At 49.1% G+C, this 25,549-nt stretch carries 18 protein-coding genes; 1 reads left to right on the top strand and 17 read right to left on the bottom strand.

Annotated elements, in window-relative coordinates; all coding sequences use genetic code 11:
- Positions 1 to 49: 49 nt before the first annotated feature.
- The 15 genes from wbaP to QOL81_RS10405 form a co-directional block, all read right to left on the bottom strand.
- Positions 50 to 1,486 (bottom strand): undecaprenyl-phosphate galactose phosphotransferase WbaP, encoded by a 1,437-nt coding sequence (wbaP, locus tag QOL81_RS10475; protein WP_283439810.1) that lies wholly within the window; start codon positions 1,484 to 1,486, stop codon positions 50 to 52.
- Between the two features lie 257 nt (positions 1,487 to 1,743).
- Positions 1,744 to 3,111: a phosphomannomutase CpsG gene (gene cpsG, locus QOL81_RS10470; protein WP_060421468.1), complete on the bottom strand. Its 1,368-nt coding sequence runs from the start codon at positions 3,109 to 3,111 to the stop codon at positions 1,744 to 1,746.
- A gap of 64 nt (positions 3,112 to 3,175) precedes the next feature.
- Positions 3,176 to 4,582: a mannose-1-phosphate guanylyltransferase/mannose-6-phosphate isomerase gene (locus QOL81_RS10465; RefSeq protein ID WP_060421465.1), complete on the bottom strand. Its 1,407-nt coding sequence runs from the start codon at positions 4,580 to 4,582 to the stop codon at positions 3,176 to 3,178.
- Between the two features lie 55 nt (positions 4,583 to 4,637).
- Positions 4,638 to 5,729 (bottom strand): glycosyltransferase, encoded by a 1,092-nt coding sequence (locus QOL81_RS10460; protein WP_283439809.1) that lies wholly within the window; start codon positions 5,727 to 5,729, stop codon positions 4,638 to 4,640.
- Complete coding sequence (locus QOL81_RS10455; protein WP_060421459.1) at positions 5,726 to 6,799, bottom strand: glycosyltransferase family 4 protein; 1,074 nt, start codon at positions 6,797 to 6,799, stop codon at positions 5,726 to 5,728. Before QOL81_RS10455 ends, QOL81_RS10460 begins: the two co-directional genes overlap by 4 nt.
- A 162-nt stretch (positions 6,800 to 6,961) precedes the next feature.
- On the bottom strand, positions 6,962 to 9,124 hold the full coding sequence (wzc, locus tag QOL81_RS10450) for a tyrosine-protein kinase Wzc (protein ID WP_060421456.1): 2,163 nt from the start codon (positions 9,122 to 9,124) through the stop codon (positions 6,962 to 6,964).
- 13 nt (positions 9,125 to 9,137) lie between these two features.
- Positions 9,138 to 9,575: an arsenate reductase/protein-tyrosine-phosphatase family protein gene (locus QOL81_RS10445; protein ID WP_283439808.1), complete on the bottom strand. Its 438-nt coding sequence runs from the start codon at positions 9,573 to 9,575 to the stop codon at positions 9,138 to 9,140.
- A complete protein-coding gene (locus QOL81_RS10440; RefSeq protein WP_046897001.1) occupies positions 9,572 to 10,714 on the bottom strand; it encodes a polysaccharide export protein in 1,143 nt (380 codons plus the stop codon). Before QOL81_RS10440 ends, QOL81_RS10445 begins: the two co-directional genes overlap by 4 nt.
- Positions 10,715 to 10,927: 213 nt before the next feature.
- Complete coding sequence (locus QOL81_RS10435; protein WP_060421450.1) at positions 10,928 to 12,259, bottom strand: hypothetical protein; 1,332 nt, start codon at positions 12,257 to 12,259, stop codon at positions 10,928 to 10,930.
- A gap of 168 nt (positions 12,260 to 12,427) precedes the next feature.
- A complete protein-coding gene (locus QOL81_RS10430) occupies positions 12,428 to 13,321 on the bottom strand; it encodes a sugar phosphate nucleotidyltransferase (protein WP_060421447.1) in 894 nt (297 codons plus the stop codon).
- Between the two features lie 46 nt (positions 13,322 to 13,367).
- Positions 13,368 to 14,264, bottom strand: coding sequence for a UTP--glucose-1-phosphate uridylyltransferase GalU (galU, locus tag QOL81_RS10425; RefSeq protein ID WP_060421444.1), 897 nt, complete (start codon positions 14,262 to 14,264; stop codon positions 13,368 to 13,370).
- 163 nt (positions 14,265 to 14,427) lie between these two features.
- Positions 14,428 to 15,489: a glycosyltransferase gene (locus QOL81_RS10420; RefSeq protein ID WP_230200976.1), complete on the bottom strand. Its 1,062-nt coding sequence runs from the start codon at positions 15,487 to 15,489 to the stop codon at positions 14,428 to 14,430.
- Between the two features lie 577 nt (positions 15,490 to 16,066).
- A complete protein-coding gene (locus QOL81_RS10415; protein ID WP_072265453.1) occupies positions 16,067 to 16,969 on the bottom strand; it encodes a hypothetical protein in 903 nt (300 codons plus the stop codon).
- 102 nt (positions 16,970 to 17,071) lie between these two features.
- A complete protein-coding gene (gene vioA, locus QOL81_RS10410) occupies positions 17,072 to 18,178 on the bottom strand; it encodes a dTDP-4-amino-4,6-dideoxy-D-glucose aminotransferase VioA (RefSeq protein ID WP_060421435.1) in 1,107 nt (368 codons plus the stop codon).
- Positions 18,179 to 18,197: 19 nt separating this feature from the next.
- Positions 18,198 to 19,628, bottom strand: a complete 1,431-nt coding sequence (locus QOL81_RS10405) for a lipopolysaccharide biosynthesis protein (protein ID WP_060421433.1) — start codon at positions 19,626 to 19,628, stop codon at positions 18,198 to 18,200.
- A gap of 913 nt (positions 19,629 to 20,541) precedes the next feature.
- Here QOL81_RS10405 and QOL81_RS10400 point away from each other — a divergent pair.
- Positions 20,542 to 22,125, top strand: a complete 1,584-nt coding sequence (locus QOL81_RS10400; protein WP_060421430.1) for a TerC family protein — start codon at positions 20,542 to 20,544, stop codon at positions 22,123 to 22,125.
- 31 nt (positions 22,126 to 22,156) lie between these two features.
- On the opposite strand, the gene dcuC is transcribed toward QOL81_RS10400, so the two are convergent.
- Both dcuC and asmA read right to left on the bottom strand, forming a co-directional pair.
- Entirely contained in the window at positions 22,157 to 23,509 is a 1,353-nt protein-coding gene (gene dcuC / locus QOL81_RS10395) for an anaerobic C4-dicarboxylate transporter DcuC (RefSeq protein ID WP_060421426.1), read from the bottom strand.
- 175 nt (positions 23,510 to 23,684) lie between these two features.
- The gene (asmA, locus tag QOL81_RS10390; protein ID WP_060421423.1) at positions 23,685 to 25,517 is read right to left on the bottom strand and encodes an outer membrane assembly protein AsmA; all 1,833 of its coding nucleotides are present in this window, start codon (positions 25,515 to 25,517) and stop codon (positions 23,685 to 23,687) included.
- Positions 25,518 to 25,549 lie beyond the last annotated feature (32 nt).

Raw genomic sequence — 25,549 nt, 5'->3', positions numbered from 1 at the left:
ATGACAAGACGAGTCATCACGCCAAGTTAACTCGGCGTGAGTACCTTTATTAATATGCCCCATCTCTTCTTAGAACAACATTCACCGTTTTGAAAAGGATGACAATATCGTTCCACAACGACCAATTCTTCACATACCATGAGTCAAAATACACTCGGGTATCATAATCGACATCGTTACGCCCACTAACCTGCCACAACCCCGTCATGCCAGGTTTTGCCATCAGATAATAGTCGACATCGCCGGCATATCTTTCCAGCTCTTCTTCGATGATTGGTCGAGGGCCGACCAGACTCATATCGCCTCGTAAAACATTCCACAATTGCGGTAATTCATCAAGACTGGTTTTACGAATGAAACCACCAATTTTTGTGATCCGCGGATCATTCTTAAGCTTAAAATCCTTATTCCACTCGGCAAGCGCTTCACTGTCTGTCGCCAGCAAATTAGCCAACACTTCCTTAGAGTTCGTCACCATTGATCTGAACTTCAAGCATTTAAATTTTCGTCCTTTCAGACCAACTCGCTCGTGCCCGTAGATAGGTTTTCCGCCATCTTTGGACACCATCAGTAAAATCCCCAATAACACAGGCGATAATATTGTCATAATGGCCAGGGAGCCAAAAATGTCAAAAACTCGCTTCACAAATCTGGATGTCAGTTTTGCGAGATTGTTATTGACCCGCAGAATCATCACTTCATGACTGAAAATGAATGACATGTCTGTTCCATACAGCGGGACCCCTCGCAAAGTCGGAATGACCGATACCGAACGGCACGCGTGCTTAGCAAAACTTTTTAGCCAGTAATCCCGCAGGGCGTGTTGCTCGAACTCAACGGCGACAATAATCTGTGTATTCTCGGGATCGACCAAGTCCCAAAGTTCTTCTTCAGACTTTATCAGTTTCTTTCCGAACAGGCTTTCTCTTTCATCTTCAGGTGACAAGCAATAGAATGCCACAACATCAAAACCAAGAATTTCTTCACTTTGCAGCGCAACATAGGCTTCCTCAGCATTTCTTCCACTGCCTATAATGATGGTTTGCTTTTTCCATAAACCCAGCACATTAAAAACATGTTTGGTAATAATTCTGAACGCAGGAATAAGAATCAAAGCAAACAGCCAGGTCAATAACCACACATAGCGCGACAGCTCCCATTTTGAGAAACCGACAAATGCCAGACTGATAATAGCAAATATTATTATTGTTCTTAGCATCTCCTTAAGTTCAAACCAGAAGGGCTTCCTGTATGAATAATGACGCAATCTGACCAAAAACCAGAATACGCAGGCTAATGACAAAACAAAATGAGAAAAGAAAAAAGTCCCCATCACTGACTTAGGAATGTACTCATAAATATCATTTGAGATAACTGAAATAACAGCCACAGACAAAAATAAGGAGAAATTAAAGAAAAACAAATCTGAAAATGCCAGTGTGAACTTAACAAGCACTGGTTTTGACTTTATATTTTCACTGTTCATAGATAGCTCTTTTAATTAGCTTTAAGGATATATATTTAACGTTGTTCCGTGCATGCTGTGCTTTAGCTGCCTATCATGTTGCTCAGGCATACACCCGCATGCAACCACCACCCTAAAATGCAACGTTAAGTATCCAATGCAATTACCGATTCCCTATTTTCTCTTTCGTTATCTATAATTCCGCAAGAGCCGAGAAGCCACAAAGACGCCGACTTACCTATCGTTAAATCATGCTTGCCTGGCCAAATTTTAGCCGGCTAATCTTGCAATAACTTCAGTAACTCGCTGGTTTTTTCCTTCATCAACGAGATGTCCCCACGTGATTCAACGTTCAACCTAACCACCGGCTCCGTATTTGAGGTCCTGACATTAAATCGCCAGTCGGCGAACTCAATGCTGATACCATCCGTCCGATCGATGGCGAGACAGCCTGGTTGATAAATCTGACAAATATTTTCAATCACCGTATTTGCATCGTTTAAACGCACATTAATTTCCCCTGAAGCCGGGTACGCAGTGATACGTTCGGCCACCAGAGAAGACAAAGATTGTCCTGTCTTACAGAGCAACTCGGTCACCAGCAACCATGGGATCATCCCACTGTCGCAATAAGAGAAATCGCGGAAATAGTGATGCGCACTCATTTCGCCGCCATACACGGCATCTTCCTGACGCATTCTCTCTTTGATGAAGGCATGGCCGGTTTTGGACATCACTGGCGTTCCCCGATGTTCTGTTACAACGTCGATGGTATTCCAGCACAGCCGTGGATCGTGAATGATCTTGGCACCCGGCTCTTTTGTCAGGAAGGCGGCGGCCAGCAAACCGACGATATAATAGCCTTCAATAAAATTGCCGGTGCTGTCGAACAAAAAGCAGCGGTCAAAGTCGCCATCGAAAGCAATACCTAAGTCCGCATCGTGTTCGATCACGGCTTTGGCGGTATCGGCACGACACTCGGGCAGTAACGGATTGGGGATCCCATGAGGAAAATGACCGTTCGGCTCATGGTGAATCTTAACAAATTTAATCGGCACGCTATGGTCGGCGAAACGACGCTCAATCGCATCAATCACATGACCCGCAGCACCATTTCCGGAGTTCACCACCAGCGTTAAGGGCTTTAAATTCGCGAAGTTGACGTAACTCAATAGATGGTCAACATAGGCGTCAATAACCGATATCTTCTCATAACTCCCCCGCAGCTTAACGTCCGGGAAATGATTTTCCTCGGCCAGCCGCCGGATCTCTCTCAACCCCGAGTCACCGCTAATAGGTTTTGCATTTTCTTTTACGAGCTTCATCCCATTATAGTTAATCGGATTATGACTCGCCGTTACCTCGATACCGCCATCAAGCTCTAGATGGAAGGTTGCGAAATAGATTTCTTCCGTACCACTCAAGCCTATATCTACAACGTCGGTACCGGCATCCCGCAATCCATTAGCCAGAGACATTTTCAATTCTTCACTCGTTAGGCGTACATCGCCTCCCACAACGACTTTCCCGGGTTTAAGAAAGGTTCCGTAAGCGCGACCTATTCGGTAAGCAATTTCCGGGTTTAACTCCTTGCCTAACTCTCCACGAATATCATATGCTTTAAAACAAGTCAGTGAGCTGGTCATTATTACTCCAATACCGTTACGCAATCATTGGTTTCATTTCGTTTTATCAAAAAAATGACATACCCTAAACACGGCCATAACGATCTTCGAGACGAACAATGTCATCTTCCTCTAAATAGGCACCGGATCTCACTTCAATAATATCTAATGCAATCTTCCCAGGGTTTTCTAAAGAATGTGCAGCGCCGAGGGGAATGTAAATAGACTCATTTTCAGCAACGATGCTCGTTTGGCCATCAAGCGTAACTTTTGCCGTTCCGGCAACAACAATCCAATGTTCAGCACGATGATGATGCATCTGTAACGACAATCCTTCTCCTGGCTTTACCGTCACTCTCTTCACCTTATAGCGTTCTCCTTCATCAATGGAGTCATATTTCCCCCACGGACGATAGATTTCTCGGTGCTGCAAATACTCACTGCGCTGCTGAAGCTTCAGATCTGCCACGACCGATTTCACGTCCTGAACCCGATCTTTGTTTGCGATCAGAATAGCGTCCTTGGTTTCAACGACGATGAGGTTTTCAACACCTACGGTCGCCACCAGCTTATGCTCGGAACGAATATAGCTATTAGCGGTATCCCTGCAAATGACGTCGCCACTTATACTATTACCTAGGCCGTCTTTCTCGCTGATGTCCCATAATGCCGACCATGAGCCAACATCGCTCCACCCAGCATCCAAGGGTGCCACAACGGCATCTTGCGTATGCTCCATCACCGCATAGTCAATCGACATGTCCAGGCAGGTGGCGAAAATCTCACGATCGACCCGAACAAAGTCCATATCCTCCGCCAAATTTTGCAAAGACGCTTCGCAACAGGTGACGATTTCCGGACAAAAACGGGTTAGCTCCCGAAGATAGGTGCTGGCTTTAAACAGGAACATGCCGCTATTCCACAAGTATTCGCCCGAGGCAACATACTGCTCAGCCGTTGGCAAATCGGGCTTCTCGACAAACTCAGCTACCTGCGCCAGTACCCCATCATCCATCAGTTTACCGGTGCGAATATAACCATAACCAGTCTCGGGTACATGAGGAACAATGCCAAACGTCACCAACTTGCCCTGCTCAGCGAAAGGCATCGCCCTGATAACCTGCCGTTGAAATTCTTCAGCATCCGTGATGACATGGTCCGCAGCCAATACCAGCAGCAAAGGATCGCTGCCGTCACTCACGGCTCTGAGCGCAGCAAGGGCAACGGCTGGCGCCGTATTTCGGCCAATAGGTTCCAATATGATATTGTGGGATAGTTGTCCAATCTGACGAAGCTGTTCCGCTACGATAAAGCGATGATTCTCATTACAAATAACAATAGGATTCCCGGCCTCTAATCCCCCCAGCCGCTCTATGGTCATTTGCAACATGGACTGGTGATCATGCAGTGCTAGAAATTGCTTCGGGAAATGTTCTCTGGACAGAGGCCAAAGACGACTACCGCTTCCGCCCGCCATGATAATTGGCAACATTTTCACACTTCGCCCTCGAGTTAAAATAGTAAATTTATTCAGCCAAAAATTTAAGTTAAGCGCCTAAAACCTTCTTATAAAGAGCCGCCGTAGTGCCAATCATCGTCTCAGCGGTAAATTTGAGCAGAAACAGCTGTTTTGCCTCCTGCCCCATGCGCTTCCAATCCTCTTTAGGCGTATCGATTAAGTAGCGGACGAGCATTTCCGGCTGTTGCAGATCAAAGAGCAGCCCCGTACGGCGATCTTCAATCATTTCAGGAAAAGAGGTGCAGTTGCTGGCAATTACCGGTAATCCATAGCTCATGGCTTCCAACGGCACCATAGCAAGTCCTTCCCATCTACTAGGCACGATCAGCACGTCGGCATGACGAAAATAAGGTTCCAGCGCTTCTGCATTTAACCACCCGGTATAGGTCGTTTGCGGCGCGGTGTCGGCCGGCGCATACTTGTTATGCACTCCACCGCCAACTGCAGTGAGATGAATGGGGTGCCCACGTAAACTCTCCATCGCCGTGATAAGGATGTCGAACCCTTTTTGATAATCAAATCTACCGACAAAAAGAAGGTTAAGAACATTTTCGGGGTACGGATTAGCCATTGTGTTTTCATTGGCAACAGCGGGCACGCCGTTATAAATCACATGCAATTTATGCGCGGGAAAACCGTATTCAATCGCCTTATCCCTCTCATGTTCACTGACACAGATAATAGCATCTGTGATGCCTGTCAGAGCCTTCTCGACCAGTGAAAAAGCTTTTTGCTGTTTCTCGCTGCCCTGCATCAAAAATGAGAACGCATGCGGGCAGTAAATCACTTTCGGCCTTCTGATCGGCCAAAGCATAATCAAAGCTATTCTGCCGAGCACGCCGGCAAAAGTGCTATGAAGATGCACGATGTGGGGATTCTTTCTAAGCAATAATGACGAAAAACCGATAAAGAAGCGGATGAACGAAGCAATATTTCTTCCTGTGCGGTGGAATGTCGTCACATTTTCTGCACGCACCGCGCTAACCTCATCGCGCTGTTCATCGGGAACCAGACAATCCAGTGACTCTATTTCAGTATTATCCTGCTGGCTAATCATCAACTGCCGCAGTACGGTCGCAACGCCGCCCTTGATCGTTTCAGCTGCGTGCAATACCCTCATGCATTTCTCCCCTGGGAGACAGCCTGAATCTCTCCTACGATCTGATCCACTTTCTCCGCGGAATGATGCCACGAGAAACGAGCGACGTTCTGTTCGCCTTTGGCGATCAGATCCTCGCGCAACCGCTCATCGGTGATGATTCTTTCCATTGCCGCCGCAATATCACTGACATTATTCGGATCAAAATAAACCACGCTATCCGCCAACACTTCTGGCATAGATGCAGCTTTAGCGGCAATCACCGGGCAACCGCAAGCTTGTGCCTCTAGCGGTGGAATGCCAAACCCCTCATAGAATGACGGGAAAACGAAAGCCAAAGCATTCTGGTAAAGCTCAATTAATTCTTTATCGTCGACACGCCCCATGAATTGAATGTCATCCGAGCCATTAATCAATTTGCTGAAGTCTTGTGCTGCGAAAGTTGTTGCCGACTTGCCAATGATTTTCAAGGAGACGCCGCTTTCCTTCGGTAAACTAGCAAATGCTTCCAGCATTCCGTGGAAATTTTTGTGATAATTAGGCGACGACACGGCAAGCAAATACTTCTCTTGTTGCACAGCTGGCTTTCTGAAAAAATCACCGCTAACCGCATTATACACCACCGCAATTTTCTCTTTTGGACAATGATAAACTTCATTTATCTCATTGCGAGAAAACTCACTAACGGTAATCAATTTTTTGCTGTTTTTCAGCATGGTAGGAATTAAAATTCGATAAAGCGCTCTAAATTTTCTTGAGAAGCTTTCTGGATAGCGTCTATAGGTCACGTCATGGTGAGTGACAATTTGATTCCGGTAAAATATCGGTGCTGTGCTGCACAGATTCAATAATAGTGGAGAGCCTTTTTTCTTCAAATATGCCGGTAGGTCCAACTGTTCCCACAAGTGACCTTGACGCTCGCCAACCTCTTCAAATTTAACCTTCTTCAACAAGCCGTTTCGCTTAGTATCTTTAGGAACAAGGAAAATAATATCATCACGAATCTCATTAAGCGCTATAGATATCTGTTCAGCGAAACGCTGGACGCCCGTAAGATCTTGCGCCAAAAAACGTGCATTAATATAAAGCATAATCTGTCCTTGCGAAAATCGAAACCATAATTAACAACAAATAAAAAATAATCACATATAATAAACTTATAAAATCAAGATTTTAATCTATTATATGAAATCATGAGAAAGCAGCCCCGCAGGCCATAGTATGAACTGCGGGGCGTGGGTTATTTCTCTAGCTTATTCTGACTTGCTTTCGTAACCATAATTATAATAACCATAGCCGTAGTAACTGCTGGCTTTCTTCACGATGGCGTTGAAGATAACCCCTTTAATCTCTACGCCGCTGTTTTCAAAGCGAGACATGCTCACCTCAACTTCTTTCTGCGTCGTCACACCAAAGCGAGTTACCATCATGTTGGTACCAGCATGACGCCCCACAATAGAAGCATCGGTTACCGCCAGAATCGGTGGTGTATCCACCAGCACCAGATCGTAGTGCTGTTGCGCCCAGGATAGTAGCTGGCTGAAACGCTGATGCATCAGGAGTTCCGAAGGGTTTGGCGGCACCTTGCCACGCGGAATGAAGTCAAGGTTAGCGACTTCCGTTTTGCACAGCGCTTCCTCCATAGGAACTTGCCCGGACAACACGGCCGACAGCCCTTTATCGTTAGACACATGCATGACCTCATGCACACGGCCACGGCGCATATCGCCATCTACCAGCAATACTTTCAGCCCGGATTGGGCAATCACGGCAGCAAGGTTACTACATACGAATGTCTTACCAATTTCTGGCGATGCCCCTGAAATCATCAGCACATTATTCTTCGCTTCCAACATGGCGAAGTGCAAGCTGGTGCGCAAGCTACGAATCGACTCCACCGCCAAATCAGCCGGGTTTGCCAATGCCAACAGCATGTCACTATGTTTGGAGCGTCCTTTGCTGCGGCTGAACAGCATATCCTTTTTCTGCTGAGTCTCAGAAATAGGGATGCTGGCATAAACGCTAATTCCCAACTCCTCAAGCTCGTCCGGCGTTTCGATCCCTTTGTGCAACAATGCACGCAGGAATACCACCCCCGAGGAGATCAAAGCGCCCAGGAAGGTGAATAACAGGATCATCAACGTTTTCTTCGGCGATACCGGATTTGGCGACGTGATCGCACTGTCGACAATGCGAACGTTACCGATAGTGCTGGCTTTGCTGATGCTCAACTCTTGCTGCTTATTCAGCAGCTCCATGTAAATTTCTTGCCCAGCCTGAACGTCACGAGTCAAACGCAGAATTTCCTGCTGCGTCGCCGGCATAGTGCTAATGCGCTTATTAAAGCGATCCCGTTCATTGGTAAGCGTCTGTCGCTTATCCATCAACGCTTTATATGCCGGGTGGTCCTTGGTATATAGCTGCGAAATTTCGGCTTCTTTCAAGGTGAGCTGATTCAGCTCCGATTCGACACCAACAACCGAATCCAGCAACGATTTGGCTTCAAGCGACATGTCGACCGAATCCTTTCGCTGGCGATAGCTATTAAGCTTGTCTTCCGCAATCTCCAGTTGCTCGCGAACTTTAGGCAGTTGCAGCTCTAGGAATTTCAGACTCTTACCGGCTTCTTCCGATTTACGCTCAACGTTCTGCTGCAAATAGTTTTGCGCGATGCTGTTCAGAATTTTTTGAATCAGTACCGGATCGTCCCCCGTATAGGTCAGCCCAAGTACGCCGGTATCCTTACCTTTATCCGCAACCGTCAGGTTTTTGGACATTTCCTGCATGACATTGAGCGGGGTGCGTTTGATGACATAAAAAGTAGTGCCGACATCCGCATCAATATCGCTGACCAGTAAAGTGAAACCATTGCCTGACGCCAACTGGCCAATTTTGCCATTCAGCACAGTTGAACCATCCGCAGTAAGCTGATACTGCCCCTCTTTGCCAACGGTGAGTTCCAACGGAATATTCAACCACTTCTCCGGCACTACCAAGCGCGATAAGGCGATCTTGGCCGGCTCTTCATCCATCAATCGAGCCCAACCGCGGCCGAAAATGGGGAAATACTTCACCACGGAGCTCGTTTCGAGGCCAAGATCCTGAATCGTTTTTCCCATTACCATTCGTGACTGAATCAGTTCAATCTCAGCCTGACTTTGCGGTTGACTGTCTGGAAGAATGGAAGAAATATCCGTCAATAGCGTATTGCCAACGTTACGCTCTACTTGTACCAATGCATCCGTTTCATATACCGGTGTCGCAAATAAAACGTACAGCAAGCTCAACACGCTAAACAGGCTGGTGATGCCGACAATCAGCCACTTGTTGTCTACCAGTTCCCCCAGCAGGCGGCGCAAGTCGATTTCTTCAGGCCTCTCTGCAGAACCACTAGGCAATTTATTCTTTTCTGACATAACAATTCTCGTATTAGGAAGCTAGCACTTTGGCCCATTTACTCGCAGAGTTGGACAACATTTGATAAACATATTCAAAGGCCTCCAAACTTTTCCGATAGGGGTCATCGATTTCCTGCTGCCCCATCCAATGGCCGAACAACATGGTTTTTCCTCTGACTTCCGGAGCGATATTGCCGACCATATCGATATGACGTTTTTCCATCACCAATATCAAATCATACTCACGGCATAGTGCTGATGTGAGTTGACGCGCGACATGTCCGTCCAGCGATATCCCATGCTTTTCGGCTGTGATTTTCGCATTAGCGTCGGCGCCTTCTCCCACAACCGCCTGCAATCCTGCCGAGGCCACTTTCTTGCCGGGAAGCATTTGACGCAACAGCGCCTCTCCCGTTGGCGAGCGGCAAATATTGCCAACGCAAATGACCAGAATGGAATCAAACTTCATTGCGGCCAGCTCCTGATATAACGCACGGTTTCAACCATATCGTGAACACCTGCAATGGTCGGCACCAGTTGAGTAATAACGCGGTTCCAGCGAACTATTGGTGCGGTGGTAACATAAACAATGTCGTATGGCTGTAGCTGGAACTCGGTTCCCAATACCATCGCCGTCGCATCGCTGGCGTTCAACTGATAAATATCGGCAATCTTGCCTTCTGGCTGTCTGCCACGCAGCGGTCTGATGACGAAAATACCGGTCGCATCCGACATGGCCTGATCAACGCCGGAGGCATTACCCAACGCTTCTGTCAATGTCATGCCACTACGATCCATTTTCAGCGTGGATTGCTGCTTAACTTCGCCCATCACAAAGACTTTCAGATCGTCGTTGCGCGGAACATAGAGAATATCACCAGGATAAAGCAGGTGGTTTTCCTGCAAGTTGCCGTTCTGCATCAAAGCCTGCAGCGAAATAGGGATTTCCTTGCCGTTATGGGTCAACACCGCATTACGCCAATCGGCATTTTCCGTCAAACCACCGGCGGCATTGATGGCATCCAGAATGGTCAGAGGAATATTGGTGATAGGCTGTTGACCCGAGGTTTTCACCTCACCTGTCACGTAGACTTTCTGTGAACGGAAAGCCGCGATGCTGACATCAACCTGTGGGCTTTCAATATATTTGGCCAGGCGATTGGCGATATCCTGCCGGATCTCCACCACGGTTTTGTCCACCACCTTTACCTTGCCGATGTACGGATAGAAAATGGTGCCGTCCGCATGGACCCAGTTGCCGCTATCGCTGGCGCTGCGGTAAGTACCGGCCGGCGTCGTCAACTCAGGGTGATCCCATACGGTAATCATCAATACGTCGCCGATGCCGATCCGGTACTGATGCGCTTTCAGCTCACGATCAAGCTGCGGGTTCGCTTGGGCGATCACCGGCTTGCCGCGCAAACTCTCGAGCAGCTTTGGCGTCATCGGATAAACGTTGACCCGCTTGTTGAGATCGAAATCTTCATCCTGCTGTCGGACAACATCCTTGTTGCTGGTACTAAGATGCTGTCCAGGAGCGATAGTACAACCAGCGAGCAGCGCACTAGCGATCAGAACGGCGACTCGCTTAGTTTTCATTTTTCTCATGTCTACTTACTACCATCAGTTATTTCAGATAAAGGAAAATGGCGCGTCAGGGAGTGGCCGGAACATCTGTCCAGATGTTTCTTATGTAGCACCCCGCTTGCGAGTAGCTGCCACGCCAAAAGGTAAAGGGTATTGATGAAGAAAGATACCTGTTTATTCTCACAAAAAGGCCTTCCCTCATCAACAACACCGCCCGCATGCAGGCGGTTTACATTACGCCCCCAACATGTTCCCAGGAGCACTTTTTATCGCCGGCATTTTTTTCTCCCTGACGACCTGCGGCCGGCAATAAATCATCGAAAGATACACCAGCGTATACATGAGCAAGTTACAGGGGAAATTGGCGAAAATATTGTTGGTAAAGAACTCAACCGACAATGAGTAGAATAAAAGAACAATCGCGATATTATCGTTCTCACGCCCCTGGAGGCACAGGTAGAGCAAGATGAGGAACGCCGTGGAGACATAGATAAACACGCCAATAAAGCCATAATTGCTCATGATGTAAATGTAAGTGCTATCCAGCGCCTTACTGTTCACCTTTAGATCTTCACTCGGCCCTGAAGTCCCGTTTACGCCAACGCCCAACCCGGTGTAGAACTGGCCACGACCCTCCATATCCCTGATAATATCAGCATGTTGTAAAACACGAATGTAGATAGAGTTATAAGCCACATCCTTGTACCGCGTGAAGGCGAGTTTATTATAGACGTCCATGCTGTTAAAGACGTAGGTCATCGCCGTGAACACCACAACGGTGGCAAAGAAATAGATCATTTTTGCGCCGCGCACGCGGCTAAACATCATATATACCGCTTTTACGCCAAAATACAGCGCAATCGCCAGCAATGTCGTTTTATAGGTCGTCAGCACCATTGCCGCTACGAGCATGGCAAACATGACCAATTTCTTCCAACCGCGGTACAACTTGGTTTCCAGGAGACAAACAATGGCGAAAAATATCAACGTGCCAGAGTTGATGAACGATGTCATGGTTCCCATCGCCCGAAGTCCCCATAGCGTATTATCAAGACGTACGCCAGATGCGCCGCCGGCATTGTTCATATCATCTATGGCGAGGACCGACATGAAGAGCGAAGAGAATGCGCTTTCAAAGTACACGAACACTGAGTTGATCATGCCGGTGATAATGACGACCTTAACCATCTTCAGATAGATATGCTCTTTTGACTCTCGGCTATTGACGATAAATGCAACTGCAGCGACAAACAGAAATGGCACTACGTCATTCTTAATCTGATAAGCAACCAGAAGACGATTGGAATCTATCGTAAGTATAAGATAAATAACCAAAAATGGCATAAGAAAGATCAAGAGCAGCAAAACCTTTCTGATATTTATGCTCCGTTTCATAAATACGAATAACGTGCAAGCCGTGAAAAGCACGATGATCAGAATCTCTTTCCATATTTTTATCAACGGGTTATCGAATTTAACCGCGATAATGGAAAAGACACCCGAAAACGTGAATAAAAAGAGAAAAACAACCGCCGCCAAGTGTAATTTATAGTCTGATATTTTCATATTCCATAACCGTTAGATGGTTTTCTCTGATCGTATCATCTATCCGGCTAATGCCGCCACGATGCTTCACGCTCAAAAATGGCCCTCAGCCACAGCGCCCCGCTTCGACGGGGCCATTATCACTTTTTGCCTTTGGCAGGGCCCTGTACATTGAGCAGACAAAAACGTTTACGCTACGAATTCCGCCAGCCATTTGCGAAACGCTTCCCCCTGCACAGGGTGGCGTAGCCCGTAGCTGACAAACGCCCTCAGGTAACCCATTTTTTCGCCGCAGTTAAACGACTCCCCCACCAGGCGCACCGCATCGATGGCTTTATCCCGGAGCAGTCCGGAAATGGCATCGGTGAGCTGTATGCGCCCCCAAGCACCAGGTGCCGTCCTTTCCAATACTGGCCAGATGTCCGCGGATAAAACATATCGGCCTACTGCGGAAAAATTTGAGCTGAGTTTAACTTCAGGCTCCGGTTTTTCGATGATGGAGAGCATGCGACTGCTGTCTCCCGGCTGCAGATCCGGATTTTCACACGCCACCGCAGAGTAATTCCGCAAAAGAGCGGCATCCATTTCCTGCACCAGCACCTGGCTAACGCCCGTCGTTTCAAAACGCGCGATCATGTGGGCAAGGTTATCTTTTTTGGCATCCGAGGTGGCATCGTCCAACAAGATATCCGGATGAACGACGACAAAAGGGTGATCGCCCACCAGCGGTTTGGCGCACAGTACCGCATGCCCCAACCCCCTTGCTTGCCCTTGACGGATATGCATAAGCGTAACGCCTTTCGGGCAAATGGACTGCACTTCGTCCAGCAGTTGCCTTTTCACCCTGGCTTCGAGCATGGCTTCAAGTTCGAAAGAGGTATCGAAATGGTTTTCGATCGCATTCTTGGAAGAGTGCGTGACCAGGATAATTTCCTTGATCCCCGCCGCCACACACTCTCCAACGATATACTGAATGAGTGGCTTGTCGACTATTGGCAACATTTCTTTAGGAATAGCTTTCGTCGCTGGCAGCATCCGCATGCCAAGCCCTGCTACGGGGATAACCGCTTTCAATGTCGTCATCGAATTTACCTTTAACCTATTGAGCCGTCGTACGGCAGGCACTAAATTAGCCTTTAATTTTCTGCTTCAACCACTGATTGAAGGCTTGCCCTTCCGACGCATGGCGCACGCCGTACTGCACAAATGCTTTCATATAACCCAGTTTGTCGCCGCAATCATGTGATTTACCGCTCATATGGAAAGCTTCTACCTTTTGCCGTTGCATCAACATAGCAATCGCATCGGTCAACTGGATCTCATTGCCGGCCCCGGGCGGGGTCTTTTCCAACAACGGCCAAATGTCGGCAGACAACACGTAACGCCCCACGACGGCCAGATTGGAGGGGGCAACGTCGCGCTCCGGTTTTTCCACAATGGCTGACATGGCCGCACTCTCTCCGGCGTTCAATTCAACGCCGCCGCAGTCAACCACGCCATATTTTGATACATCCTGTTCCGGCACGGGTTCAACCATAATCTGGCTTACTGCGGTTTGCTCAAAACGCGAGATCATTTTGGCCAAATTATCACGCAGCGGATTACACGTCGTATCATCAAGCAAAACATCGGGTAAGACCACCACGAAAGCGTCGTCGCCCACCATAGGTTTAGCGCAAAGCACCGCATGCCCCAGCCCCTTTGCCTGCCCTTGGCGCACTTGCATAACGGTGACATCTGGCTGACAGATCGACTGAACCTCTTTCAACAGCTGGCGTTTGACGCGGGATTCGAGCATCGCCTCCAGCTCAAAAGAAGTGTCAAAATGGTTTTCAATCGCGTTTTTCGACGAGTGGGTGACCAAAATGATATCTCGGATCCCTGCCGCAACGCACTCGTCCACAATATATTGAATCAAGGGCCTATCGACGACAGGCAACATCTCTTTCGGAATCGCCTTTGTGGCGGGAAGCATTCGGGTTCCCAATCCTGCAACAGGGATTACGGCTTTGATTCTTTTTTGCATAGTTTCTATCCAAATGAGACATGTAGGGTGCAATTTCCGGCGGCCTGCAAAGGTGAAGGCTCACCGCCTGCGCAGCGGATTGGCGTCAACCGAACCCGTTGGCTATGCACAAATGATTCCGCACACCGCGCCCGCCATAGGTGCACGCGGCTAAAATCGCCTTTTAATCAACCAGCTCATTATATTTATTGAAAATTTCATCAACCTTTTTCACGTCGAAACTCACATCCCGCAAACCGCTGACATGCTTGAGAGCCGACGAAAAATCTCGGGTCAGATCGCAAACCTGGCCGTTTTCACTGTCGATGATTTCGTTGATTCCACCCGGATAGTTGTTAGCCAAAACAGGCGTACCGCACAGCAGCGACTCAATGACGACGTTTGGATATCCTTCCCAACGAGAACTCGAAATAAACACGTCAGCCTGCCGCATGAAGCGATACGGATTATCCGTGCTATCGATAAAAGTAACCCGCTCCTCCAACGTCAACTGCCGACGTAAGGCAAGTAAAGCGGCCTTGTCCTCCCCCTCACCGATAATAGTCAGGTGATAGCGCGGATCGTCGACCTTGGCGAATTCGTTCAGCAGTAAATCGAAACCTTTTTGGTATGTCAGTCGCCCAATGCTCAACAGGTTAATCTTGTTCTCGTTGAAACATGGTTCACCGTCCCGCTGCGATAATGCGTTGATATAGCGATAATCGAGGGGGTTGTTGATTTTAACTATCTTATCGGCAGGAATTTGGAAGTTTTTAATCAAATCTTCACGCATATCATCACTTTGCGCGACGATTTTGTCATAATTCTTGTAACTGTACTGATAGAGAAACTTAACGATCGCGCTCTTTTCAAACAAACTCGGCAAGTTCGACTCTCGCGCAATTGTTTTCACTCGCTTGCCGAACAGGAACAAGAAAGGTGAAATAACCGCATTGGATGTTCCTGAACTGATGAACAGCGTGCTGACATTTTTTTCCCGGCAGACTCGCCGGATCCCGGTCAAAATTTTTGGGAAAGAGAATCTGGCCCGCCCGGAGATGTTCAGATACGTCACTTCGACGTCCGGGCGTAGCTCTTTGACCAGCACGTTCAGGCTTGGATCATTTTTGTACAGCAGCAACATTGGGCGAAAGCGCGTTCTGTCCAGGTTGTTCAATAAGGTGAAAATAACCCGATCCGCACCAGTCAGTCCTAAAATCGGCATAACAAAAAGAATGTTCTTCACTACCCATAACCCCGTTCTAGATACATGTTCAACACCTGCCAAAGGTCCACCACAGCGTCGGAAACCCGGTTAGGCAACTCACTCCCTCATTGCGCGCAAAAAACCGAAAGCGCTTGCTCCGACGTTCCAGGCACGCTACCGCCCTCGGCTTTCATGGCCAATATGCTATGGCAACATGCTCTCAGCCAGGTAACTGACGTAATTACATAAACATCGTCAGCGCCGCTTTCTTGCAGTTCAGCAAACGGCTATTTTGTATTATCGCCTCGATAAGTGATGTCATCTCTAAATATGCACCAAATTCTTATACGATTAACTTACTGATACAAGGCTTACATCGCCATGAAGAGATTTTTAGGAATAAGACTACTTAGCATCCGAACGAATTGAATTAAAGAAGATACTCAATCTGTCGCCCTTTTGCTGCAAAGCCGTTACAAAATCATTCATAAAAATCATTCATGTATTCCCCGCCCCCGATAACATCCAACGAACGTTAATTCTGGAGAACAAAATCAATTCAGCCTCCAAATTATATACAGCATGAAATTCAACTAACCGTTATTTCTGCAAAAGGTCATTTTGAAAAATAGTTTTCAACTTCTGCCAAAAATACCTTAACGTTTTCTATCGTTTCAATTTCTTTGTTTTTCAAGTTTTTCTTCGCTGATTCCATCTCCGCTCTGGCCTGTTCTATTTGGTCAAAGCCATAAGCAAATCCCAATCTAGACTGTGAGTTGGGATACCACTCGTCAATACTAAGCCCTGGTTGAGGAATAATAACCGGTACACAACCACACATAATGGCAAACCAGCTATATGCCGTATAAAGATCGTAGCTGACAAAAATATCAGAACGCCGCAGAATAGAGGCCACTTCTCGGTGAGAGAGGCCGTCAATCAACGTTGAACGGTCCACATCATGAACCATCTCACGGTCTTTACCTTTACGTAAACAGTAGGCGACAGCCGTTCGCTCTTTCTCTGTACCAATATCATTATAATATTCGTCAAAGAAGTGCGTGACGCGCAGAGGATGCTCAGAGGTTTTCGAACCATGGATGGCGAAGTCGCTGCCAAAGGAATCGTATGAAAAATACAACTCACCTGAAAAATAGTTTACCTGGCCTGAATGATAGCCAGGGTGATGCAGAAACCAACGGACAACCTGTTTGCCCCCGATAGGGTTACCGCTAATGTTCTCAGGATAAACTACGCAAAAATCTTCCAGCTCTTTTTTAGTGATTCGTCTTTTAACTGGCGTATTAAAAGAAGGATTAGTATTATATTTACCGAAGCTCACTCGCAAGAAGGACTTGGCGGCTCTTAACATGCTTTTAAAATCCGCGCGAGATTCGGTTACGCGCGGATGCAAATAAGCTTCACCACCGAGAGAATTAATCACATGACATAATTTGTGTAAAGCAATGACGCCACCGCTATTTTCATCATATGACGTGGCAACAATTAAATACTTCATTCCTTACCCTTTATAAATTTTTTGCCATATAATTATCATCTACGTTCAATTCATGGGCACATTTAATCTTATAATATAGAGTTATAATTGTGCCCTTCGGATCTAGCACTCCCTGATCAAAGTAATGATCAGATTCAGATCGTCATCTTCCAGCGCATCGAAAATAGGCAGGCACAGCACCTTATCAGAGATGGTGTTCGCATGCTTCAGATTCTCAGGAGCAGCGGAGGCATAGCCGCGGTACATTGGCATATTACTGATTAATGGATAAAAATATTTCCTAGAGAGAATATTGTTGTTCTTCAACTTATCATAGAGCTCATCACGAGTGAGTGGAAATTCTTTCTCGATCAGAACGGGAAAATAAGAATGATTACTATTGGAGTCAGGTGACAATTTGGACAGCGTAATGCCCTTCACTGTCGACAGCACTTGACGGTATTTTTCATCAATCTCTTTGCGCTTTTTGATTGCTTGATCGATATACTTCAGCTGTACCAAACCAAAGGCTGCATTGATCTCACTCATTTTCCCATTAATTCCAGGAGCCGTTACCGTCAATTCATCAGCAATACCAAAGTTTTTCAGGCGATCAATACGTTGCTTGGTTTTTGCATCAGGGCTGATGATCGCTCCACCTTCAAAAGTATTAAATACTTTTGTGGCATGGAAACTCAAGATAGAAAGATCACCATATCTCAGCAGACTCTCACCTTTGTAGTTTATACCAAAGGCATGCGCAGCATCATAAATAACCTTCAAACCGTAGTTATCTGCAATCTTTTGAATCTCTTCAACGGCGCAAGGATTAGAATAGCAATGCACAGGCATGATTGCAGAGGTTCGAGGCGTAATTGCCGCCTCAATCTTTTTAGGATCGATATTGTAACTATCGCTGTCGATATCAACAAAAACAGGCGTCAAACCATTCCAAAGAATAGAGTGAGCAGTCGCAACAAAGGAGTAAGGGGTGGTGATCACTTCGCCAGAAATACGCAATGCCTGAAGCGCCGTAATCAAAGCGATGGTCGCATTATTGAATAGAGAAATATGCTCAACGCCTAAATAATCGCAAAGCTCACTTTCCAGTCGTTGATGAAATGGACCATTATTGGTTAGCCAGCGATTTGACCAGATCTCCTCCAGATAAGGGACAAATTCGCCAAGCTCAGGAAGAAATGGCTGTGTTACAGGAATATTCTTTTTCATGCTAATCCTTATCGTGAGTTTATTTTTTTACTGCAGTGAAGATAATCTTCAGCAAATCTCTTTGGAATAGTACCGAATACATTATATAGAGAATAGCCGGAATACATATCGCGATAAAGATCTCAACAGGCAACGAAAAAACAAATGCCTGGTTAAGATAAAACGCGCTTGCAGCGCTCATAACAGAACCTAACCACAATGACCATAAAGCTTTAAATTGAGTCAATTGGCCAATCTGCGTAAGCTGGCTTGTATAGTAAGTATTGATAATCAAAGAAAGATATGAGTGAAGCACAATGCCTATACACATAGCCGTGATACTGATTTGCATAGTGACCAACAAAATCGCCACACCCAACACTTTCTTGATAACCTCAAGCTTTAGAAACAGGTCCGAACGCCCCTTGACTTGCAGTATATTCAAGTTTATCGCATGAATAGGATATAGCAGGTAGCCAATGCATAAAATCGATAAAAGATGAGAGGCATAAATCCACTTTACACCCAATATCAAGGTCAGCAACGGCGTCGAAGCAACACACAATATCGACAATAGCGGGAAAATGACGAAAGCCGCCAGTTTTAACGTCAGTAAATAGGCCTGATCCATTTTTTCCGGGCTGCTCTGCATGTGGCTAAACATGGGAAAGGTAACCCGCTGGATCACGGTTGTCGCCGTCATTGCAGGTACGCTGGCGAGTTGATTAGCCTGCGTAAATTGCCCGACATAATTCGGCGAAAAATGCTTACCGATAATGAGCTGATAAATATTATTGTAGATCGTTTCCAATAACGATGAACAAAGCAACTTGCTACCAAAACCAAAAAGATAACGAAACGACTCAAAAGAGAACCGATCTTTAGGTTTCCATGGGGAAATAATATTGTACATCACTACGCTGGTTAGCGACGCGAGCAAGGTCTGCGCGACTAAGGCCCATACGCCGTAGCCTTTCCAAGCCAAGAACAACGCAATCGTACCACTCACCAACACACTTAAAATTGAAATTTTCGCCTGCGATTTGAAATCCATCGCGATCGTCAGATTGGTTCTGGGAATAACCAGGAATGAGTTAAAGATAACGGCCAGCCCCAGCACTTTCAGTAATAAAGATAACTCACTTTGATTATAGAATCTGGCCACGCTATCCGCACTGAAATACAGCACGGCATAACAAACCAACGACACCGTGATATTAAAATAGAAGGTAGTGGCAACATCGGCCTCGCTACGTTCCGGTTTGCGTATCAATGCCGCACTGAAGCCGCTATCGACAAAGACCTGGGCTACGGCAATAAACACCGCTAACATGCCAACCAGACCAAATGAAGTCGGCCCCAGCATTCGCGCTAAAATCAGCATTACGCAAAGCTGCACTCCTTGCGCCATCACTCGTTCCAGCGCACTCCATTTCAGGCCTCTGGTTGTTTTTTCTTTCAGTTTTTCCATTACATTTTTATCACTATGGTAAATTCATCGAAATTGTATATGCGGGAAATATCTGCTCCGCTCAAAAATGTAAATAATGGCGAGAGGATAACGGTACGAGAGCCAAATGCCGCCTGTTTTTCTGACATTATTATTTTGAACTCAGCGACTCCGATTATCCTGTCGGACTTGTCGAGAAGAAAAGTGTAAATCCCCCTCGCACAACGATGAAATTTCCCAGGGCAGGCTATCTCGCATGAACGCCAGATGATGAGGTGCGAAAATTGACATTTTAATATAAAAAATCAATGGATTACTTAAAAAACATGCCTAATGAACCCTCGCACCGCATCGCTCCCACGCTACCGCCCTTGGCTTGCAGCTACCAAAGCACTGAATCACGCTCGCCTAGTCTATCGACTGAATCTTAATCACACTTTTCTATGAACAGGATTCAGCACCATGATACTTCTGCAATTTGGTTCACATAATCACAAAAAATTGGGTCTTTTTATAACCAGATGTTATTGTTCCCCCCCATTTCATGGTTAAGATTCTTATACTATTGTTCTAACGACACAAGTCTAAGATCCCCCCTGTGAGTCCTTTTCAGAATAAGACTACTATGGGTTTACCGAGCAATTAAGTGTAGCTGTGAAAAACGTGCATAACACCTTGATTTTAAAAAATATAGTTATGACCACTTTATCGACAAACTCCGTACACGGCGCCAAAATCGTTATTGTCATCGATCGGCTTGACTTTGCCACGCTGAGGCGCCTACCTGAACCTACCCATTGTTTCCCCCTCAATCGCGGGCGGGGAAACCGTGTAAACATGTGGATTTCACTGTTTTAAAGTTGAATTTTGCCGCCTCAGCGCCCATCATTCCCCTGCGGCATAAGCCGTAGAACTTACAGGTGAAATTGGGCGTATGGAATGGATCGCTGATCCAACAATTTGGGCCGGCCTGGCCACCTTGGTCGTGCTGGAAATCGTTCTGGGTATAGACAACCTTGTCTTCATCGCCATTCTGGCGGATAAACTACCAAAACAACAAAGAGATAAGGCTCGAGTCGTCGGCCTGCTGCTGGCGTTGGTGATGCGTCTGGCGCTGCTCGCCTCCATCTCGTGGCTGGCGACGCTGACCAAACCGATGTTCATCGTTGCGGAGCACCCCTTCAGCGGCCGCGATCTGATCATGCTGGTCGGCGGGATATTCCTGCTGTTCAAAGCCACCATGGAGCTGAACGAGCGGCTGGAAGGCAAGGATGAAGAGCAGCACGGCACACGCAAAGGCGCGCGTTTCTGGCCGGTAGTGGCGCAGATCGTGGTGCTGGATGCCGTTTTCTCGCTCGACTCGGTGATCACCGCAGTCGGCATGGTCGACCACCTGGCGGTGATGATGATCGCGGTGTGTATCGCCATCGGCCTGATGCTGCTGGCCAGCAAGCCGCTGACGCGCTTCGTCAACGCTCACCCGACTATCGTTATCCTGTGCCTGAGCTTCCTGCTGATGATCGGCTTCAGCCTGGTGGCGGAAGGCTTCGGCTACCACATTCCGAAAGGTTACCTCTACGCGGCGATCGGCTTCTCGGTGATGATCGAAGCATTGAACCAACTGGCACAGTTCAACCGCCGGCGCTTCCTGTCGAAGGTGCGGCCACTGCGCGAGCGCACCGCCGAGGCGGTACTGCGCATGCTGAGTGGTAAACACGAAGAAGCGGAGGTCGACAGCCACTCCGCCAACCTGCTGGCGGACAGCGACAGCGAAAACGGCGAGATCTTCAATCAACAAGAGCGGCGCATGATCGAACGCGTGCTGGGCATGGCGCAGCGCACAGTCAGCAGCATCATGACTTCGCGTCACGACGTCGAATACCTCGAGCTGAACGATCCGCAGGAAAAACTGACGCAATTGCTGGAGCGTAATCAGCACACGCGCATCGTGGTGGTGGAAAGCAGCGCCAGCGACGAACCGCTGGGCGTTATCCATACTATCGACGTCCTCAAACAGCAGTTGGCGCAGGCGCCGTTGGATCTGCGCGCGCTGATACGCCAACCGCTGATCTTCCCGGAACAGCTCACGCTGTTAAGCGCCCTGGAACAGTTCCGCCAGGCGCAGACGCACTTTGCCTTTGTGGTCGACGAGTTCGGTTCCGTCGAAGGTATCGTCACCCTGACGGACGTGATGGAAACCATCGCCGGCAATCTGCCGGAGGCCGGCGAAGAGGTGGACGCACGCCATGACATTCAGCAAAACGAAGACGGCAGCTGGATTGCCAACGGCTATATGCCGCTGGAAGATCTGGTGCTGTACCTGCCGATGCCGCTGGAAGAAAAACGCGAATACCACACGCTGGCGGGGCTGCTGATGGAACACAGCCAGCGTGTGCCGCAAGAAGGCGAGCAAATCAAGATCGGTGACTATCTGTTCGAACCGCTGGAGGTTAACAGCCACCGCATTCTGAAAGTGAAGATCACCCCGCCTCCCCCACCGGAGGACTACGAGGTTTAGCATTGAGGCCGGGCATCGCCCGGCCTTTCTTTTACTGGGGAACCAACAGCTCGGTCGCCACGATCACCACCACCAACCCGACAATCACCGGCACCGAAGTGCGTTTCACCACCTCGAACGGCGAGATTTTCGCCATGCCGGAAACCGCCACCACCACGCCGGAGACCGGCGACAGCGTGCGGCCAAGGTTAGACGCCTGCAGCATCGGGATCACCAGATAGGCCGGATTCACGCCCATCTGCGCCGCCAGTTTCGGGATCAGTTCGACAAACGCATAGAACGGCGCATTGCCGGAACCGGTAGTCATGGCCGCCAGCATGGTGATCACCACCAGCACCAACATCATGATCAAACCGCCGGTGCCGAACGACTGTGCCAGCCCGATCAAGCCGCTGATAAAGCCAACGGTGCTCAGCCCCTGCGCGAATACACCCGCGGCCACCAGCAGCATCACCACGCTGGCGAAAGCGTCCGCCATGCCGCGATAGGCCACTTCCAGGCCGCTGAATACCTGTTTGGCGCTGAAACTGCGCACAAACTCGATCACGGCCGCCAACAGTATGCACCCGACCAGTACAGTAATGATATGCAGCTCCGGCCCCCATTTTCCGTCGAAAATCAGCACGCCGAGGATCGGCGTAAACGGCAAAATCGCATAGAACCCCGGCGCGTGGGTGTTGATTTCGCTGACGTCCATGATGTGATGCTGTTCATTGTTCTTTTTGTCGAGATAGCGCTGCCAGAAAAAGTGCGCCACGGCCATGCAGACGATGGCGGCAATCGAGATCGGCAGCGTGGTTTTGAACGCGAAGTCCACCAGCGGCATCTCCGCCGCCTTGGCCGCCAACACCACGTCGCCAGAGGTCGGCGCCAGAATAATCGCCGCCGGCGAAGCGCAAATAGCCGCCGCCGCGCCACGGCTGATGCCGACGTTCACCATCAACGGGAACAGCGTCGCCATCAACAGCACGCCGAGGCCGGTAGCGGAAGAGACCGCCAATGACATCAGGCAAGCGACAAAGTATGCCGCCACCATCAGCAGATAAGGCGAATTGATCATCTGCAACGGGCGCGAGGCCAGCTTGACGACCACGTCGTTAGCGCCGATATGCGTCATGTAGGCGGCGAAACCGCACAGCATCATGATCATCATGCCGAGATCGCCGCCGCGGCTCATCAGCAGGATCTTGACGTATTCGATGATATCGGTCGCGCGCCAGCCGGTAGAGGCCGCGCCGGACGGCAACAGCGTTTTCCCCATCAGGGCGCTGATACCGAGCAGCAGTAACCCGCCCACCATCAAGACGCCGGTGGCGGAATACCCTTTGATGATGTAACGGCCCACGCCCGCCGCCACTACGGCGCCAATAAGAAGCTCTATCATGTTTCCTCAACTCGTCATGTTTTCGCGCTCAGGCGCATAGTCATAGCAGAACAGTCCCTTACTCTGCACAAACTGCGCGCGAGTCTTCATGACCTTCATCAAGGTAACGGAGAGAAATTATCGCGGGAAACATCGAGATTGACGCGGGCCACAATGCGACCCGCGTCAGAGGAGATTACAGCTTGTCGAGCAGCTTCTTCAGATCCTGGCCTTCGCGCGAATCCTTGTTCTTTTCAGCCCATTTGTTCAACGCATCCTTGGCCCGATCCTGCAGCGTTTTGCGCAGCACTTGATCGACCTGCAGTTGATAATTCAGCTGTTGCCAAGGCCCATAGACCCGCAGCGGGATCGGCGTTTTTTGCAGTTGCTCAATCAGCTCGCCGCGCCCTTGCCAACCGCCGGTGACGCGCACGTTGAGCGCCATGTCGCACTGTTTGCCCGGCATATCGATGCTGCCGGCGCCGGTCAGCGCCAGCAAAGGCGAATCCGCCGTCAGGCCGCTGAGTTTGACCGTGCCCTGACTCAGGCTGGCCTGCGCCGAGACGCTTTTGACTTCGGTATAGCGCTGATAGCTGTCTTGCCCACGTACGCTGTTATCATTACGCGCCACCGCCTGCTGAATCAGCTGCTGAATATTCAGGCCGTGCAGCTGCGCATCCTGCATCGCAAGCTGCGCCGTACCGCGCCAGCGGCGCTCAAATGCCTGTGAAGAGAGGCGATCGCCGGTCAGATCCCCTTTCATGCTGAACTTGCCGGTGAGCATCTGCGGCATATCGAATGCCTTGAGCACCGTGCCGAGCTCAACCTGATTCAGCACCGGTTGTACGCTTATCACCGGTTTATTGCCGCGCGCGTCGAGCGTTCCCGGCAAGGAGAAATCTCCGCCGGCCAATTGCCCGGCAAGCTTGTGCAACGTCAGCAGGCCGCGTTGGTTGTCCGCCGTAACGGCCAACTGGGTAACGTTCATACCGCGATAGGTTACCTGTGCCGCCTGCAGGTTCAACTGTGCAGTGAAATCGCGCAGCGCCTCCAGGTTTTGCTGCCGATCGTCAACCTGGCTGGCGATCACCGGCGCGGAAGTCACGGCGGGCTGCTCGGCGGTCGTGGTGCTGGATTGCCAGCCGGAAAGCGCGTCAAGATCGAGGTTTGCCGAATTGAGGTTCACCACATAGCCGGGCACTGCCCCCAGCGTGGCGCTGATATCGCCGGTCAACTGACTGTTATTGGCGCTGACGTTCAGCTGGCTGACGGCAATCTGCGCCGGCGTCTGCTGATAGACCACCTGCGCATTCCCCTCTCCCTGAATACCGCCGTTCAGAATATCCGCGCCCGCCAGTTGGTAATTGAACTGGGTCACTTTGGCGCCAATCTGGCGTGGGAACTGCTGCAGATCGACATCGGCCGCCATGCTGAAGGTCAGGTCACGCTGATCGCGGTTGACCCGGCTGGAAAGTTCCAGCTGCGCCTGGCGTTTTTGCGTTTGTTGCAGGGTGAGGTTGATATCCCGAACATTGATTTGTTCGTTATCGGCACGCTGCCAAATCAGCAGGCTGTCCACCACCCGAAGGTTATCGATATCGAACTTCCAGGCCGCGTCTGCCGCGTCAGTACCGCTACCGGCGGGTGCGATCGGGGCATCCACCTGCGAGTGCTCTTCGCTGTCGGGCGTGAGGCGGATAACCGCGTTTTTCAACATCACCTGCTTCACAAACAGCTGATGCGACAGCAGCGGCAACAGTTTGACATCGAGGCGCATGTTTTCCGCACTCACCACCGGCGCTTTGGCACCCGGTGCGGTTAGCGTCATGCGGCCGGCCAAAATGCTGAGCTGCGGCCAGATGTGCCACCGCAGGTCGCCTTCGAGCGTCAGCTGGTAGCCGCTCTTCTGCTCGACTTTTTTGACCATGTAGCCGCGAAAATCATTCGGATTGACCAGCAGTACCAGCGCGGACATCCCCGCCACCACGACCACCAGTAAAATCGCCAATGTCGTCAGTAATCTTCTCATGCCACCCTCTTGTCAGCGCCACACCGACGGTG

The organism is Serratia sp. CC22-02 (assembly GCF_900182895.1).
In the GTDB taxonomy this organism is placed as follows: Bacteria; Pseudomonadota; Gammaproteobacteria; order Enterobacterales; family Enterobacteriaceae; genus Serratia; species Serratia nevei.
Note: the sequence above shows the minus strand (reverse complement) of the source record. Positions and strands in the feature narration are given on the sequence as shown.

What these genes read in the sequence shown, in the direction of transcription:
- wbaP (WP_283439810.1), bottom strand. Translation starts at nt 1,486, where the DNA reads ATGAACAGTGAAAATATAAAGTCAAAACCAGTGCTTGTTAAGTTCACA.
- cpsG (WP_060421468.1), bottom strand. Translation starts at nt 3,111, where the DNA reads ATGACCAGCTCACTGACTTGTTTTAAAGCATATGATATTCGTGGAGAG.
- QOL81_RS10465 (WP_060421465.1), bottom strand. Translation starts at nt 4,582, where the DNA reads ATGTTGCCAATTATCATGGCGGGCGGAAGCGGTAGTCGTCTTTGGCCT.
- QOL81_RS10460 (WP_283439809.1), bottom strand. Translation starts at nt 5,729, where the DNA reads ATGAGGGTATTGCACGCAGCTGAAACGATCAAGGGCGGCGTTGCGACC.
- QOL81_RS10455 (WP_060421459.1), bottom strand. Translation starts at nt 6,799, where the DNA reads ATGCTTTATATTAATGCACGTTTTTTGGCGCAAGATCTTACGGGCGTC.
- wzc (WP_060421456.1), bottom strand. Translation starts at nt 9,124, where the DNA reads ATGTCAGAAAAGAATAAATTGCCTAGTGGTTCTGCAGAGAGGCCTGAA.
- QOL81_RS10445 (WP_283439808.1), bottom strand. Translation starts at nt 9,575, where the DNA reads ATGAAGTTTGATTCCATTCTGGTCATTTGCGTTGGCAATATTTGCCGC.
- QOL81_RS10440 (WP_046897001.1), bottom strand. Translation starts at nt 10,714, where the DNA reads ATGAGAAAAATGAAAACTAAGCGAGTCGCCGTTCTGATCGCTAGTGCG.
- QOL81_RS10435 (WP_060421450.1), bottom strand. Translation starts at nt 12,259, where the DNA reads ATGAAAATATCAGACTATAAATTACACTTGGCGGCGGTTGTTTTTCTC.
- QOL81_RS10430 (WP_060421447.1), bottom strand. Translation starts at nt 13,321, where the DNA reads ATGACGACATTGAAAGCGGTTATCCCCGTAGCAGGGCTTGGCATGCGG.
- galU (WP_060421444.1), bottom strand. Translation starts at nt 14,264, where the DNA reads ATGCAAAAAAGAATCAAAGCCGTAATCCCTGTTGCAGGATTGGGAACC.
- QOL81_RS10415 (WP_072265453.1), bottom strand. Translation starts at nt 16,969, where the DNA reads ATGAAGTATTTAATTGTTGCCACGTCATATGATGAAAATAGCGGTGGC.
- vioA (WP_060421435.1), bottom strand. Translation starts at nt 18,178, where the DNA reads ATGAAAAAGAATATTCCTGTAACACAGCCATTTCTTCCTGAGCTTGGC.
- QOL81_RS10405 (WP_060421433.1), bottom strand. Translation starts at nt 19,628, where the DNA reads ATGGAAAAACTGAAAGAAAAAACAACCAGAGGCCTGAAATGGAGTGCG.
- QOL81_RS10400 (WP_060421430.1), top strand. Translation starts at nt 20,542, where the DNA reads ATGGAATGGATCGCTGATCCAACAATTTGGGCCGGCCTGGCCACCTTG.
- dcuC (WP_060421426.1), bottom strand. Translation starts at nt 23,509, where the DNA reads ATGATAGAGCTTCTTATTGGCGCCGTAGTGGCGGCGGGCGTGGGCCGT.
- asmA (WP_060421423.1), bottom strand. Translation starts at nt 25,517, where the DNA reads ATGAGAAGATTACTGACGACATTGGCGATTTTACTGGTGGTCGTGGTG.